Consider the following 16,924-nt stretch of genomic DNA (forward strand, 5'->3'; position numbering starts at 1 on the left):
ATGAATCTAAACAACGAATGATAGGGGGGATTGTAAATATGGATTTGACGCATATGATCTCAAAGCTTGTGGTAGTTATACATGTTATAGCATCCATAGTGGGAATTGGACCAGCTTTTGTGCTGCCAATACTGACAAGCTCAGCCAAGACAGGTAGTCAGCTTCGTTTTGTATTTGGTCTTATGAAGAAAATAAACAGATTCCCTAAGACAGGTGGGATCACCCTGATCGTTACAGGTATTTTGTTAATGATCATAGATAAAATGGGCTTGTCGGTGTTGTGGTTAAATCTGTCGTTATTATTTTTTATCGTGATCGAAGTGATTATTATTGGAATGGTTGAGCCCCGATTGAAAAAGCTAACCCAGCTCGTAATGACCAGCGAAGGGGAAGAAATTCCTGATGGTTATACTACCGCTATGAACAAGATCGCTCCGCTAGAAGCGGCGGTTCATGTACTTACTATCGTCATTATTATATTAATGGTAGTAAAGCCGGTATAAGATCATAACGCCTATTCTCAATGATCTCTTCATAATCGCGGATGAGTCCATCAAAAATATTCTCCCAAGAGCGGCCGAGTGCCAGCTGTCGGCCTTCATGCCCCATAGCAGCTAGCTTTTGAGGGTGCTCTACACAAGCACAAATCTCACGAATAAAAGCATCCGGGCAGCGGGGCTCGACAATCATTCCTGTGCGGCCGGGTTTGACCAGATCCTTCACCCCACCTTCATTTACTGCGAGGACAGGCAGTCCCGAGGCCATAGCCTCAAGGACAACATTACCGAAGGTTTCCGTACTGGAAGGGAAGACGAATAGATCTGCTGAGGCATATAATTGGGCAAGCTCGTCACCATGTTTATAGCCTGTAAACGTGACATTATGCGGCGCCTGTGCCCGCATTTCCGGCAGAAGGGGACCGTCTCCAACGACCAGCCAATGAACCTGAGATTGCATAGATTCGGGCAATTGCTGCATGGCGAGAGCAAGCGTCTGTATATCTTTTTCAGGGGCGATCCTTCCCACATATAGAAGCAGTAACGGTGCGGTAATTCCGTAGCGCTCACGGACCGCATGGTTGCGTTTTTTGGGGGTATACTGCTGGCAGTCGATGCCTCTGGACCATAGCTTCAGGCGAGGAAAGCCTTGAGTTTGGAGGGAATCGAGGGTTTCATAGGATGGTGCAAAGGTGGCATCACAGGAGCGGTGAAACCATTTCATGTATTTCCAATAGAGCGGAGCGATTTTTTTCATCCGGTAATATTCAAGATAGCGGTCAAAATGGGTATGATAGGAGGCGACATGGGGCAGATCATGTTTGCGCGCATAACGAAGGCCGCAGAGACCGATATTGAACGGAGTTGCCATATGAAGCAGATCGGGACGAAAAGCTTTCAGCTCTGATTGGATAGAGGACATATTGGGCAGTGCGAGTCTACATTCAGGGTATAAGAAAAAGGGGATGCTGGTAATGGGACGTATGGGATCGGCATAACTGTCTTCAGGAGCAGATTTTGGTGAGAAAAGCAGATGTTCAATACCGCGCTCTTTCAAATGGGTGGTTAATCGTTGAAGCGTACGTGAAACTCCGTTGGTTTGCGGAAGAAATGTGTCCGTGAATAAAGCAAGACGCATGGAACCCCTCCCAGGTACTCTTGATGCCCTGATCATAACAGGCGATTATTTGATGGAGGTCAAACGGATGTTAAACAGAATATAAAAATCCACTGCGCCAGGTAAGATAAAGAGGTGTGCAGTGGATTTATTAGTTTTAATGGGATGAAGCCCTACAAGGATTCGTATATCTGTTGCAAAAAGGTAATGCTTTCTCCTAAATGTGACTCAGGAGTGCTTTCCAGGATTCCTTGAATATGAGGACGTTCATATTTCATATAACGAAGGATCGGCTCAAACTCTAGCCACCCTTGACCTACAGGGACTATTTTTATGGCTCCTTCTTGGACGATAAAGTCTTTTAAATGAATGACAGCAATTCGATTTCCTAGAAGCTTCAAAGCCTCCGTAATAATAGCTTCTTGATGCAAGTAATTTGTAGGCGACATTAGATTTGCGCAATCCAATATGACCTGAAGATTGTTAGAAGGGACTTCATCCAGAAGTCGGCGGGTTAAGGGCGCGGTGTACAGCGGATGATGAAGTCCTGCTTCGATTCCTATCGTCACACCAAAACGTTCGGCCCCCGCCACCATGGCCTTAACTGATGCCACCACCTCTTGGAAGGCTTCTTCTGTAAAATTATCTATGGTATACCCAAGTCCCACGCTTCCGGTTTCCGTACCTACCAGACTAGCGCCGAAATCTCTGGCCAAGCGCAGATGGGTATTAAACGCGGCTAACGCTTGCGCCCGTTTGTGAGGATCGGTGTCTACAATATTTACATAGCAGCCCAGAACCGCAATCTGAATACCTGCCTGTCTAAAGGCATTGCCATAATAGCTGGCTGTTCCAGGGCTTATAGCCGTCAGGCTAGGGGCACTATCAGGAAAAGATTTCTTAAGTGCGAACTGGATATGAGTGAAATGATAGGACTTAATCTTCTCAATTAACTCTTGCAATGGAACTTGTGTGAAATCATGTGCTCGAACACCTAGTTGAAGGGGAATGCTCATATGACCGATCGCTCCTATTAGTATTGTTGTTTGTGAGGTGCTAATTTGTCCCAGTCAAAGGTAACACCAGTGCCCGTTACTTCTGGCGCAACTGCCATCCCATTGTCTTTATTAATCACTAGCGGACGTGTAGTGTATTGATCGATAGGGAAGCTATGCATTTCGAGATAACCTGCATTTGGCATAGCTGCTAACAAACTAACGTGCAATTCCTGCATTCCATGTGTGGAAACGGAAAGGTTATAGGCTTGTGTTAAGTGAGCTACCTTTAACCAGCCCGTAATTCCGCCTATATTGGAAGCATCAGGTTGAGGAAAATCAACATGACCATATTGCAGCATGTGATGGAATTCGGTTAATGTGCGCAAGTTCTCTCCGCCTGCAACGGCCATTCCTGTTTCTTCAGCAATCCGTGCATAGCCGGCATAATCTTCCGGAATCGTTGGTTCTTCTAAAAAGAGAATGTCGTATTTCAAAAATTCACGTGCGGCTTTTATCGCTTTTTCCACACTCCAGCTCATATTGGCATCGACCATAAAGGCTACATCCGGGCCGACCAATTGGCGTACCGCAGCCACTCGTTCCACATCTTCAGCTAATGTTTTTTGGCCTAGTTTAATTTTGACAGCCTGGAGGCCCATATCTAAGTATTTTTGATTGTTGCGCAGGAGCTTTTCTAATGGGAAGTTTAAATCAATCGCTCCACCATAACATTTGACCTCATTGCTTGCGCCACCCAGAAGTTTGTAGAGAGGTTCATCTGCTTTCTTTGCACGTAAATCCCATAACGCAATGTCACATGCCGCAATGGCGAAGCTAGCCAAGCCCCCGCGAGCAACATAATGTATTCCCCAGTTCATCTGCTCCCAGATACTTTCCACACAGCTGGCGTCTTTGCCAACTAAGATATGTGTTAATTCATTAGCAATTAGTGAGCAGATCGCTTTGCCGCCAAATCCGCCAGTATAGGTATAACCTACACCTTCACGACCGTCATCCGTTCTAATTTTGACAATGGGAACTTCAAAATGAGTATGCAAGCCATGTTTAGCATCCTCCATGATTTCTGGCAAAGGGATACGATAGTATTCCGTAATAACTTCTTTAATTAGAGACATCTTTGATCACTCCTTATAAAAGTTGTTGTAAGTTTGATAGAGATGAGGCTGTATTTTGTTTAAGAGCTTGAACCACAAGTTTAGCAATTTCCCGGGCACCTTCATCTGAGAAATGAGTATCATCCGTAACCCCATTTGGGTAATTGGGATGTGTTTTCGCTGGCAAATGCATGAATAACTTCTTGGATTCCTCTTCGCCTAATGAACGATAGAGCGCTTGCGAGGCTGGGAAAATATCAAGTAGCGGAGTGTGCGTTTCTTCAGCCACTTGTCTCATTACCTCGGGATAAGCACCTACAGCAAACGGGTCCAGCTCTCCATCGGCGTTAAAGCGGCGGCGACTTACAGAGGTTAACAGAACCGGAGTCCCCCCTAGCTGCCTAGCAGCATCTATATATTGAATGAGATTATGGCGATATTCGGTTTCAGGATCGGTGTAACGTAATGGATCCTCTTTTTTCTCATCGTTATGTCCAAATTGAATAAACAGGTAGTCGCCGGGTTGGAAGTCTTTTCTGATAGCATCGAGGCGGCCGTCTGTTATGAACGATTTGGTGCTTCGACCATTAATTGCACGATTCTGGATTTGAATAGAAGTCCGAAAATAACTTTGCAGGTATTCTCCCCAGCCGGTCATAGGTTTTTCTCCAGCGCCTTTAATGGCCGCAGTGGAATCGCCTGCAATAAATAGTTGTTGTCTCATAAGGTCTTCTTCTCCTTTAACGTATTGGCGTTCTCTTAACCAATTCTCAGCAAGGGAAAGCCATTGCTGGCAATGAGGGTGTTCTTTTGCAAGCCCTAAACCATGCCGCCCTTCTTCAAAGATATGTAATTCAAAAGGAATTCCCTGATTAGACAGGGCAGAGGCGAACAACAGACTATTCTCCACGGGAACGCTGGCATCGTTCGCTGTTGTCCAGATAAAGGTTGGAGGTGTGAGTGAATCCACCTGGGCTTCTGAGGAAAAGGAGTCAAGCTCCGCTTGTGATGGGTCGTCTCCAAGAAAATGTAGCCGGCTTCCCTTGTGCGAATGGGGCTCTTGGAAAGTGATTACAGGGTAACCTAATAGAAGAAGGTTTGGTTTCTCTGCTCTAGTGGTAGAAAAGATAGAAGCTAAGTGTCCTCCTGCCGAGAATCCAATCATCCCTACTTTGTCTGAGATCACATTCCAAGCTTTGGGTGCTTCCCTAATCCATTTGAGAGCTTCCTCAACATCATTTAACAAAGAAGAGACGTTGAAATCTCCGACCTGATAATCTAGTACACCTGCATGAATACCTAGACTGTTTAGCCATTGAGCTACAGGTTCTCCTTCATGTTTGGCTAAGTGCTGATAACCTCCACCAGGCAATACCAATATAAAAGGACGGGGGTGATCCGTCTCGAGCGGATAGAGGGTGAGTAGTGAGGTTTCCTGAGAAATCGCATCTTGTTCTACACGGTTAGTATTTAGACGAAAGTTCAACATTGCGTTCAAATTCCTCCCTAAATGGTTATATGCACACGTTAACATATTTTCCGAAAAAAAGAGAGACTCTTTTTTTTTTTAGATTCGGCCTTGAACGATTTTTTTGTGATTTTTACATAGATTCGTCAAATGTTGGTTTGGATTTAGTGCCTGTATTGTTATCCCGGTACTGTCCAGGGGTCATCCCTTCCTGTTTACGGAAAGATCGAATGAAATTTTGAGAATTGTTGTATCTTAATTTGGCTGCAATATCTTTGATCGGCATATCGGTTTCCTGCAGCCATTTTTTTGCCATTTTAAATCGGTACATCGTTAAATATTCGCTGAAATAGTATTGGGTCTCCTTACGGAAGACACTGCTGATATAGTTGGCGTTGTAATGCAGCCGTGAAGCGCATTCTTCCAAGGTTAGATCCGTATCATATTCATGTTGGATCAGATCAATGATTTTCTCAGAGATGTTTTGGTATTGGGCATTTTGCCTGCTGATAAAAATTTTGATCATCGGGTAAATGACCATGCTCCAGAACCAATCCTCAATCTCAGCCACGGTATGAAGGTCATGTAATTCCTCAAAAATTGAGCCATTAGCATGATAGATCTGATTTAAGCTAATGCCCGATTCCTGCATCATAATGAGCAAGTTATTGAGTAAGCGGGTCAACGGGATTTGATATTCCTGTGGTGAAAGCTCTAGGGCAAAGATAGATTTAAAAAGCAAATGAATCAGTTCCTTGGCTTTATCCGTTTCAGCCAGCTTGATAGCATCCATTAGATCGTTTTCTTTATGCGTAGGGTAGTTCAAGTTCAGATAATGTTTGCCGGAGTTAATGTTCTCATATTGAATAATAACGCCTTTGCCAAGCTTAATGCGATGTTTCAGTGCTTCAAGACCTTCTCTGTAGGCGATGGCTAGTTTATCGAAGGCGTTGAAGGGCAGGCTCAGCCCAATACTCACCTGCACCTTTAGATAATTATTTATTTCTTGCTGCAGCTTCTCCGTTAACGAATACAGTGTCTTATGAAAAGACTGGGTATCGCAGTCTGGACTGCCCAATAATACGACTACCGCATGGTCCATGATCACTGGAGCCAGCCGTTGTTCAGGACAGATTAATTCTTCGATCATATTGTGGGCAGCGAACAATAAGAGGCTGAGATCTTTTTTCTCATAGCTGGAATCCTCGGCATAATCAATAGACAACGTAATTACTGCCATGGTTTTCCATTCTTCAAGCTGGGTTTGGTAGCCGAATTGCCCTAATTCTTCGAGCAAATCACGTTTCTTAACATTGCCGTGGAAGGCATTGATCAGAAAAAACGTACGAACCTGCTGAAAGTGTTGCCGGACTTCTTTTTCCAGCTGTGATTTGGATTGGAACAAAGAATGAACTTGTTCTCCTATAATCTGAAATTCATTGCGATGTCTCGATTTAATATCCGGTTTGCGTTGGCCCATCTGATTAAGCAGTCTTTCGATAGGGGTGTACATACGCCTGGAGCCGATCCAGGCCAGAAGAATGGAGAACAAGAGCATAATGGTACACACGATTATCGTAAACATACCGATTTTATTGGACTCCTTCGTCAAGCTTTCCATGGAAGTAACCGATAGATAAACCCAGCCATTTAACTGAGAACGCATGAAAGTGACGGAGTAATTCTTTTTGTTGATCACAGTCTTGAACTGTCCGGATTGTTTAGAAGGATCAGAGATTAAAGGGACTTCTTTAAATCCGCCTTGCTCTTTAGGTTTTCCGATTAAGCTGGTATCCGGATGGAGTAGGAAGCGGCCAGCTTGATCCAGAACGATAATGTCATCGAGTGGCTGCACATCTGAATTAATGAAATCCTGAAGACTGCAGACCGGAATATTAGCTAGGGCAAGCCCATATTTTTGCAGCTTATTGGTGGGAAGCTTTTTGATAAGACTGATACTGTAATTGCAGCCAGTGACGTTAATGCTCTCCTCGCTATAAAATAAGGACGATGGATTCAAAATCCATGAAGTATCGTCAGCTATATTCATTAGATTAGAGAGTTGCGCGTGGTTTTTGTATTCATTCAGACGGTAGACGCCTGAATTTTTGATCATCCAGTTCTGCTGCTGATTGAGCAGGATGACATCCTCAAGTTTCGTATCGAAGGATTGCATATTACGGATTTCGTTTCTTAAATCATTATATAAAATGAAATCGGTTTCACTTAAAGGGTTATTTAGTGCTTTTTTTAATACACTAGAGTTGATCACTTGGTTTAATGTTTGATTGACAGTTGTTAACTTATGTTCTACATTTGAGGTGATTTGTAATATAAGTTCCATTTTACTGTTGTTTACGTTCTTTTGGATCTCATTAGATGATGTGAAATAGGAAAAAGAACCGATGAATATCACCGGCAACGTGCTAATTACAAAGGCAAAAATCGTTAATTTACTTAAAAAGCTTAATGGTCTCACGGGACTCAGCACCTTTACTTATGTAGAAGTAGACACTTGTTCTTAGTGTATGAAACCTGGTGGAAAATAACAATAATCATCTCGTTCTGCAATAATCATTAACCCTAATTATGACTACAAAATGGAAAATCTTCAAGCTGTAGGGTGAAAATCCTTACAATACCTTAGGAGGCTGTAGAAATGTTTAGACAATTTATGTGTAGAAGGGCAACGTTTTGTTGCTGCTTATTTTTCATGCTTGTTTTCCCTATGTTAAGCGCTTGCAGTGATGGAAAGTCAGCTGGTTCTGTACTGCAAGAAGCTCGCCCGAGCATCTCCATCTTGGCACCCCTTCATTTTCCACAGCAGCCTTCAAAAAAGATTATAGCTGAGATCGAAAGATTAACAGGGGTGGAGCTTGATATCACGTGGGTGCCTGAGGGTGTTTATACCGATAAAATGAACACAGCTTTGACCACTAATTCCTTGAGAAAAGTCACCTTTGTGAAGTTCTCAGACTATAATCTGGTGAAAAACGCCATCCGTTCTGAAGCATTTTGGGAGATCGGCCCATATCTTCAGGAGTTCCCCAATCTTAAAGCACTGGACCCCGCTATTCTTAAGCAGACCGCTGTTGATGGTAAGATCTACGGCCTGTATACAGAACGCCCTTCCTCCAGACAGGGTGTCATAATACGTAAGGATTGGCTGGACAATCTTCATTTGAGCAATCCACAGACCTTAGATGACCTATATGAAGTAATGAGGCAATTTACATATAACGATCCGGATCAGAATGGCAAACAAGATACCCTTGGATTAGTCGATCGTAATGATCTTGTTTATGGTGTATTTAAGACACTAAGCTCTTATTTTGGCACACCAAATAATTGGAAGCTAGAGAATCATCAATTTGTTCCGGAATTCGTAACAGCGGAGTATATGAACACAATGAATTTTATGAAGAAATTATATGATGAAAAAATCATAAATCAGGACTTTGCTCTTACCAGTAAAGAGGTTCAACGCGATAAATTCATTAACGGTATCGCTGGTGTGTTTATTGGCAGCATGACTGATGTGCAGCGGTTGTCAATTGAAGCTCAAGCATACAATCCAAAGGCTGAACTTACGCTGATCAATCGTATCGAGGGGCCTGATGGATATAAAGTGTGGTCTATCCCCAATTACAACGGACTGTATCTCTTTTCCAAAAAGTCCATTGCCACAGAGGAGGAGCTTCGGCAGGTGCTTGGATTTTTTGATCGGACCATGGATAAAGATGTAGCCAATATAATGATGTATGGCTTTGAGGGGCGGCATTATAAGCTTGAAGGCGGAAAAATTATCCTTCCCGAGGAAACCTCACAACTGCGGGTACAGGAAGTGAATCCGCTATATGCTTTAATGATTGCGGACATTAGTAATAAAAACATTATGGAAGTGGCTCAGAAGGAGCAATTAACCTCTCTAGCAGATCAGCTGAGTAAAGATAATGAATCTTTTCTGGTTGATGACCCGACAGTTTCTCTGAGCTCATCTACTTTTGATGAGAAGAATATGGAGTTATCTACAATCATTGTGGATGCTACATATAACTATATATTAGGTAACATTACCGTTGAGGGATTCCAGCAAGAGGTTGAGAAATGGAGAGCTCGTGGAGGCAATCTTATTATTAAGGAATATGCTGAGGCTGAGTTTGGGACAGAAAAGTAAATAGGTTAAAAAGGTTTTGATCCACTGCGGATAATGCGGTGGATTTTTTTTGTGCTGCGATATCCCGATAATCATTTGCTCAGATCCCTTTCAGAACGCGCCGTTATGGGGAAATGATTGTTTTCGTAACCTTGCCGACGATGTAACGTGGAACTCGTAACCAATACAAATTATGGAGGTCAAAATGGTATGAAGAAGAAATCCTTCACCATGTTGTTAACAGCACTGTTAACATTCAGCACATTGTTAGCTGGATGCGGTGGTAACAACAATAACAAAGAAGAAGCAGCAGCCCCAACTACAAGTGCAGAGAACACTACGAAGGTGGAAGAGACTGAAGCACCTAAAGAGGAACCTACAGAAATCAAAATCATGCTTCCATTGAATACATCAGAGACTCCGCCTGATACGATTAAGAATGAACTTGAGAAATTGACCAACACGAAGCTGACTTATCAATTTTTTCCGGCTGATACTTATGAAGAAAAACTGAATTCATCTTTTGCAACGGGTTCATTGCCGCAAGTAACATATTTGAAGAATCAGACAACCTTCATTCAGATGAAAGAAGCGATAAAAGACGGACAATTCTGGGAAATCGGTCCACTATTAAGCGAATTTCCGAATTTGAGCAAATTGAAACCAGAAATTCTTAATAACACGAAAGTAGATGACAAGCTTTATACCCTATATATCGGGCGTCCACTTGCACGCCAAGGGATCATTTACCGCAAAGACTGGGCAGATAAATTAGGACTTGCTGCACCAGCTAATGTAGATGAATTATTTGAAATGGCTAAAGCCTTCACAGAACAAGATCCAGACGGTAATGGAAAGAAAGATACTACCGGTATTATTGACCGTAATGAGTTGACCTATGGAGCTTTCAAAACTGTTTCGTCTTGGTTCGGAACACCGAATACCTGGGGTGAGAAGGATGGCAAATTAGCGCCTGAATTTACCTTCGATGAATATTTCGACACAATGGATTTTTTCAAAAAAGCTCGTGATGGCGGATACATTAATCAAGATTTCGCTGCCACCAGTAAAACGGATGCAGTAAATATGTTTAAGGCTGGAAAGGGTGGACTCTATATTGGGGGCTCCATGCAAGATATTGATTCCCTCAATAAAGATACTATTAAGAATAACCCTGACGCTGTTTTGGATGCGCATAGTATGGTTGCAAGTCCAGATGGAAAATATGCTCAATGGATGATTCCAGGCTATAACAATGTTGTCTTGTTCCCGAAATCTGCTGTCAAGGATGAGGCAGAGCTGAAGAAGATTCTTGCTTTCTTTGATCAAATGATGACCCCAGAAGTAGCTAATTTGATGTATTGGGGAATTGAAGGTACTCACTATACCGTTGAAGACGGTAAAGCAAAAGCTACTGACGACAAAGAATTGATTGAACGTGAAGTAAAGGGATATAAGGACAGTGTTATCGGCGAAGCTGAAACCAATGGAATGTACGAGAACTATAACACGCTGCCAGGAAGAATTCATGCAGATCAATTGGTTCTTGAGAATGTCAAAGTTGGTGTAGCGGATCCAACAGCTGCTATGGATTCGGCTACCTATACAGAAAAAGGCGTAGAGCTTCAACAGATTATTACAGATGCAACCTATAAATATATTTATGGTCAGATTGACAAGGCTGGATTTGAGAAGGAAGTAGAGAACTGGAAGAGCCGTGGTGGAGATAAGATTATTGAAGAATACAACGCGTTATACAAAAAATAGTAACCCGTACTCGAATAGTTAAGCGACAAATTGTAGCTGAAAAGGTTGTTGATCTTGTTTCAACAACCTTTTCTATTCCTCACGGGGTTCAGAAATATCGTGTTTGAATAAAGAAGGAGAAAGGAAGAATATCATGCAGGAAGTCACCGCACAGCCCAGCTCAGCTCCTCAAATGAATCCTAAGCCTGAAATTTATAAAAGCAGCAGCGAACTGAAAAAGCGGCTGTGGAGAAATAAATGGCTCTACGTCATGCTAACTCCGGGAGTACTGTATTTTTTGATTTTTAAATATCTTCCAATGTACGGATTAATTATCTCATTTCAGGATTACAAACCCTATCAAGGGATCAACGGTAGTGACTGGGTAGGGATGAAGCATTTCAGCAGGTTGTTCACAGAGCCGGATTTCTTAAATATATTAGTGAACACACTTATTCTTTTCGGATTAAATATTCTTATCTATTTCCCGATGCCGATTATTCTTGCCCTGATGTTAAATGAACTTCAAGGCAGCTTTTTCAAAAGAACCTTTCAGACGATCTTCTATTTGCCCCATTTTCTGTCATTGGTTATCATCGTCTCCATTTCTTATGTAATGGTCACGATGGATGGAGGGATTATCAACGAGCTGCTTGTCTATTTTGGCTTTGAACCAATCAATTTCCTGCTTAATCCAGGATGGTTCAGGCCCATGTATATTATTCAGGTGATTTGGAGAGAAGCAGGTTGGGGAACGATTATTTATCTAGCTTCCATAGCTGCGATTGACCCAGGGCTTTATGAAGCATCGCGTATGGACGGAGCTGGAAGACTTAGACAAGTCTGGCATATCACTCTTCCAGCGATTAGAGGCGTAATTATTACATTATTTATTCTGAAAATTGGTTCCGTTCTTGATCTTGGATTTGAACATGTATATCTGCTACTTAACTCCATGAATCGAGAAGTTGCGGAAATTATCGATACGTATGTATATACTGCTGGTTTGAGACAGGGGCAGTTTAGTTACAGTACAGCTATTGGATTCTTTAAATCGATTGTAGGCTTTGTAATGGTGATGATGGTGAATAAATTATCCAAGAAAATGGGAGAAGAAGGCGTTTATTGATATTTTGTGGGAGGAATCGAAATGGTAGAAGATAAAACAATCAGTGGTAGAATCTTTTCTGCTATAAACTTTACGCTGCTTGCGATCATTGCTTTAATTACTGTGCTTCCCCTTGTTCACGTTGTAGCAGGCTCTTTCACAACGAGTGCAGAACTAGCTTCTAGCAAATTTGTACTGATTCCAAAGGTATGGAGTCTGGAAGCGTACAAGTTCATCTTTTCGACGAATACAATATTTAAAGCCATGGGTGTTTCCATTGGTGTCACGGCAATTGGTTCTATTTTTAGTTTGTTTATAACTTCTTTGATGGCCTACGCTCTTACCAGAAAAGATCTGGATGGTCGTAAAGTGGTTAACTTCATGGTTGTGTTCACCATGCTTTTTCATGGTGGGATGATTCCAACGTTCCTCGTGGTGAAGGAATTAGGACTAATTGACACGTACGCATCACTGATTCTACCGTCAGCGATTAGTGCCTTTAATATGATCATTTTGAGAAACTTTTTCCAAAATATACCTGAAGGTTTGGAGGAATCGGCCAAAATTGATGGTTGTAACGATTTTGGAATATTATTTCGGATTGTATTGCCACTATCCTTACCTGCGTTAGCGACGATCGGATTGTTCTATGCGGTAACGTATTGGAATACCTACATGAATGCGATTCTGTATTTGAATGATAGTGCGAAATGGCCAATACAGGTTCTGCTCAGACAAATTGTCGTCCTTGCCAGCGGTATGGATCACAGCGCTACACTGGATGCTGCTGTTCCACCGCCAGATCAATCAATTAAAATGGCTGTTATCGTTGTAGCTACCTTACCAATAGTTTGTGTGTATCCGTTCCTGCAAAAGCATTTTGCCAAAGGTGCCATGTTGGGTTCTATGAAGGGCTAGCAAGAAAGAGAGAGACTATACTTAGGGGAGGAGCTTCGAGATGACTGTACAGATACCTACAACGCCGATAGAGTGGGCAAAAAAAGCTTGCGATTCACTAATGGATACTTACAGGGCGGGAGAGCTTCCCCCCGCGCATCGATGGCACTATCATCAGGGTGTATTTCTGTGTGGCATGGAGCTTTTGTGGAATGCTTATCAAGAAGACCGTTATATCAACTATATTCAGGAATATGTAGATGATTTGGTGGATGAATACGGGAACTTTTATTTTGCACGTGATGAGCTGGATGCGGTTCAAGCAGGACAGCTACTATTCACTCTTTATGAACGGACAGGCAAACTAAAGTATCGTATTGCAGCAGAGAAGCTAAGGAATTTACTGCTCACACTAAATAAAACCTCTGAGGGCGGGTATTGGCACAAGGATAAGTACGCCAACCAAATGTGGTTGGATGGACTTTATATGGCAGGCGTATTCTCCTTGAAATATGCTAATGTCTACGATGAACCAAGCTTGCGTGAAACGGTCCTTCATCAGGAAATGTTAATGCGCAAGCATATGAAGGATGAGACAACGGGTTTGTTATACCATGCCTGGGATGAGAGCCGGCGGATGCCTTGGTCGAATCCGGAGACGGGTTGTTCACCGGAGTTCTGGAGCCGATCATTAGGATGGTATGGTCTCGCCTTATCGCAATTTCTGGATCTGTTACCTTCCCATGATTCAGCCCGGACAGAGCTTTCTACTACACTGAGAGATTTTGTGGATGCACTTATTCGTTACCAAGATCAAAAAAGTGGACTTTGGTATCAAGTCGTAGATAAGGGACATGAGCCAGATAATTGGCTGGAGACTTCAGGGTCATGTTTGTTCGTCTATACGATTGCCAAAGCCGTGAAGCATGGCGTTGTAAGTGATGTGACTATCGCTACAGCTGCCGCTAAAAAAGGATATGAAGGGTTAACCAAAGTAATCCAGTGGGATGAGCATAACCGATTAGTTCTGCCGGACATTTGTATCGGTACCTCAGCTGGAGATTACGAGAGTTACGTGACTCGGCCTAAGGTTAAAAATGATCTGCATGGTGTGGGCGCATTGGTGATGGCTTGTGTTGAAATACAGTCAATGCTTCAAGAGTGAATCGCTCGGTATCCTTACTAAACAATGACTTGATTCTCTGAGATTGCAGAGAATCAAGTCGTATTATTTTATGTGCAAAGAATCCTTAAATCGGCTGAACCTATTTTTAGTTTTTGAGCTCTTAAATTTATAAATATTTTGGGGGTTGGGATGAAGAAATCACAGTGGGCAATTCAAACGGCAGACTCTATTATGGCGCGGACACCGAAGCTTTATGAAGATAAAGGCTACAAAGGAAGCTGGACCTACGATTATGGCGTGGTATTGAACGGTTTTGAATGGCTTTGGAAGCAGACCGGTGATTCGAAGTATCTGCAGTTCATTCAAGATAATATGGACTACTTTATTCAGGAAGATGGCAGTGTCAAGGGCTACCACCTAGAGGAGCATAATATCGATCATATTAACAACGGAAAATTATTATTGACTCTATATAAAGAAACGAAGCAGGAAAAATATAAAAAAGCGGCTGCTTTACTTAGAAAGCAACTTGAGACCCATCCGCGAACCTCGGAAGGTGCTTTTTGGCATAAAAATATATATCCCTATCAGATTTGGTTAGATGGAATTTATATGGGCGCTCCTTTTTATTTAGCCTACTTGCTAGCTTTTGAAGAAGGGCAGGGACTTGAGGATGTAACCAAACAATTTATCTTGTGTGAGAAGCATACGAAAGATCCGGTAACAGGTCTGCTATATCATGCATGGGATGAACAGCGTATTCAACCTTGGTGCGACCCTGAAACAGGACTTTCGCCTAACTTTTGGGCCCGTTCACTTGGCTGGTATCTCATGGCTTTAGTTGATGTTCTGGCATTGCTGCCTAATGAGCACTCAGATTATCCCGAGCTGGTACGAATACTAAATGATACCTTAACTGCGGTGAAGACATATCAGGATAAGGAATCCGGGGTCTGGTATCAAGTGATGAATCTAGGGGAACGCAAAGGAAATTATCTTGAAGCCTCTGCTTCAAGTATGATCGTGTATGCCATGGCTAAAGGTATCCGATTAGGCGTGTTAAACGCTGGATGGTACGAAACATTAGATCTGGCTTACCAAGGACTTATCTCGGAGTTTGTACTTGAAACCAAAGAAGAATGGGTCAATTTAAATAAGAATTGCCAAGTAGCCGGATTAGGTGGAGTGGACCAACGTGACGGTACTTTCGCTTATTACATTAGCGAGCCTATTGTCACTAACGACCAAAAAGGTGTGGGTGCTTTCCTACAGGCTTGTGTGGAATATGAACAATTAAGAGGCTGGATCTGATATAGAACAGGGGGGCTTATGAATGTTGATCTACAATATTGAGGATTTTGGAGCGCTTAAGAATAGTAAAAAGTTAGCGACTGAAGCGATAACGCGTGCGATTGAAGCGGCAAATAAAGCCGGTGGAGGAACCGTTTATGTACCGGCTGGTACGTTCTTAACCGGTGCAATTCATATGAAAAGCAATATCGAATTGAATTTAAATCCTGGTGCCATTCTTTCATTCAGTACGAACCCGGAGGATTACCCTGCAGTGGAATGCAGATGGGAGGGAGTGAAGCAGCAGGTTCATTCACCTTGTATTTATGGAAGAGAGTTAGTTAATGTATCGATCACTGGCAGCGGAATGATTAACGGAAATGGTGAACTCTGGTGGGATAAGTTTCGGAACCGCCGGGAAGAGCTGCAGTATCCCCGGCCGACTCTAATCGGCTTGGATAGCTGTCAGCGGGTAACCCTTAAAGATATCGCGCTGGTCAATTCTCCAAGCTGGACCGTTAATCCGATAGGCTGTTACAATGTGACTATTGATAATATTTCCATTCTGAACCCGGCCGACTCTCCGAATACAGATGGCATTAATCCAGAGTCTTGCACCAATGTGCGAATTAGCAATTGCAATATTGATGTCGGTGATGACTGCATTGCGATCAAGGCAGGAACTGAGGATACCAAAGAACGAGTTCCTTGTGAGAATATCACGATCACCAACTGCACTATGGTACATGGACACGGGGGTGTCGTACTCGGTAGTGAAATGAGTGGAGATATTCGTAATGTCACGATTAGTAATTGTGTGTTTAAACAAACCGATCGTGGAATCCGGATGAAATCAAGACGGGGACGCGGGGGAACGATTGAAGATATTCGGATCAGCAATATTGTAATGGAGGACGTTATTTGTCCGTTTACTCTAAATCTATATTATTTCTGTGGACCACGCGGGAAAGAAAAATATGTGTGGGATAAAAATCCTTATCCGATTACAGAGGAAACGCCGTGTTTTAGACGCATTCATTTTGCCAATATTACCGCACGTAATGTTCATGCCGCAGCGGGTTTCTTATACGGGCTTGCTGAGCAGTATGTATCCGAGATTACGTTTACCAATGTGGACATCTCCATGGCGACGAATGCAATTCCCGGCCATCCAGACATGATGACAGGGATCGAAAACATGAATAATCGCGGGTTTTTCCTCGGGAATGCAAGAGATGTTCAATTTCATCAGGTGACGATTGAGAACCATGAAGGGCCTGCTTTTTACATTGAAAATGGAGAAGCTGTAGAGATCATAAATTGTCGATCAAAAAACACGAAGAAGCCGGAAAAATTAGTAGAACAAGCTACAGTGTCACCTGAAGCACAGAATGTCTGTCCATAAG

At 42.6% G+C, this 16,924-nt stretch carries 13 protein-coding genes; 8 read left to right on the forward strand and 5 right to left on the reverse strand.

From position 1 onward, the window contains the following. The first annotated feature begins 38 nt into the window (after positions 1–38). Entirely contained in the window at positions 39–503 is a 465-nt protein-coding gene (locus tag MHH46_RS09735) for a DUF2269 family protein (protein ID WP_232061246.1), read from the forward strand. On the opposite strand, the gene MHH46_RS09740 is transcribed toward MHH46_RS09735, so the two are convergent. From MHH46_RS09740 to MHH46_RS09760, 5 genes are all read right to left on the reverse strand, one after another. After that, complete coding sequence (locus MHH46_RS09740) at positions 475–1,635, reverse strand: glycosyltransferase family 1 protein (protein WP_076191227.1); 1,161 nt, start codon at positions 1,633–1,635, stop codon at positions 475–477. The two genes, MHH46_RS09735 and MHH46_RS09740, sit on opposite strands and share 29 nt — an antisense overlap. A gap of 152 nt (positions 1,636–1,787) precedes the next feature. Beyond that, positions 1,788–2,630, reverse strand: a complete 843-nt coding sequence (locus MHH46_RS09745) for a sugar phosphate isomerase/epimerase (protein ID WP_076191229.1) — start codon at positions 2,628–2,630, stop codon at positions 1,788–1,790. 17 nt (positions 2,631–2,647) lie between these two features. Further along, positions 2,648–3,748: a mandelate racemase/muconate lactonizing enzyme family protein gene (locus MHH46_RS09750; protein WP_076124972.1), complete on the reverse strand. Its 1,101-nt coding sequence runs from the start codon at positions 3,746–3,748 to the stop codon at positions 2,648–2,650. Between the two features lie 13 nt (positions 3,749–3,761). After that, on the reverse strand, positions 3,762–5,216 hold the full coding sequence (locus MHH46_RS09755) for a GDSL-type esterase/lipase family protein (RefSeq protein WP_076191232.1): 1,455 nt from the start codon (positions 5,214–5,216) through the stop codon (positions 3,762–3,764). Between the two features lie 112 nt (positions 5,217–5,328). Beyond that, the gene (locus MHH46_RS09760) at positions 5,329–7,674 is read right to left on the reverse strand and encodes a helix-turn-helix domain-containing protein (RefSeq protein WP_076184310.1); all 2,346 of its coding nucleotides are present in this window, start codon (positions 7,672–7,674) and stop codon (positions 5,329–5,331) included. A gap of 180 nt (positions 7,675–7,854) precedes the next feature. On the opposite strand from MHH46_RS09760, the gene MHH46_RS09765 reads away from it, so the two are divergent. From MHH46_RS09765 to MHH46_RS09795, 7 genes are all read left to right on the forward strand, one after another. Then, positions 7,855–9,372 carry an extracellular solute-binding protein gene (locus tag MHH46_RS09765; RefSeq protein WP_081387802.1) on the forward strand — a complete coding sequence of 506 codons (1,518 nt, stop codon included), beginning with the start codon at positions 7,855–7,857 and terminating at the stop codon, positions 9,370–9,372. A 189-nt stretch (positions 9,373–9,561) separates the two neighbouring features. Next, positions 9,562–11,118, forward strand: coding sequence for an extracellular solute-binding protein (locus MHH46_RS09770; RefSeq protein WP_076191234.1), 1,557 nt, complete (start codon positions 9,562–9,564; stop codon positions 11,116–11,118). A 133-nt stretch (positions 11,119–11,251) separates the two neighbouring features. Next, positions 11,252–12,226, forward strand: a complete 975-nt coding sequence (locus MHH46_RS09775) for a sugar ABC transporter permease (protein ID WP_036679252.1) — start codon at positions 11,252–11,254, stop codon at positions 12,224–12,226. A gap of 21 nt (positions 12,227–12,247) precedes the next feature. Continuing rightward, positions 12,248–13,123, forward strand: coding sequence for a carbohydrate ABC transporter permease (locus tag MHH46_RS09780; protein ID WP_036679255.1), 876 nt, complete (start codon positions 12,248–12,250; stop codon positions 13,121–13,123). A gap of 40 nt (positions 13,124–13,163) precedes the next feature. Next, positions 13,164–14,267, forward strand: coding sequence for a glycoside hydrolase family 105 protein (locus MHH46_RS09785; RefSeq protein ID WP_076124980.1), 1,104 nt, complete (start codon positions 13,164–13,166; stop codon positions 14,265–14,267). A gap of 150 nt (positions 14,268–14,417) precedes the next feature. After that, positions 14,418–15,539 carry a glycoside hydrolase family 105 protein gene (locus tag MHH46_RS09790; protein ID WP_076191237.1) on the forward strand — a complete coding sequence of 374 codons (1,122 nt, stop codon included), beginning with the start codon at positions 14,418–14,420 and terminating at the stop codon, positions 15,537–15,539. A 22-nt stretch (positions 15,540–15,561) separates the two neighbouring features. Further along, entirely contained in the window at positions 15,562–16,923 is a 1,362-nt protein-coding gene (locus MHH46_RS09795) for a glycoside hydrolase family 28 protein (protein ID WP_076124983.1), read from the forward strand. Position 16,924: the final 1 nt, after the last annotated feature.

This window comes from Paenibacillus sp. FSL H8-0175 (assembly GCF_045040615.1).
GTDB classification, from domain to species: Bacteria; Bacillota; Bacilli; order Paenibacillales; family Paenibacillaceae; genus Paenibacillus_AQ; species Paenibacillus_AQ odorifer.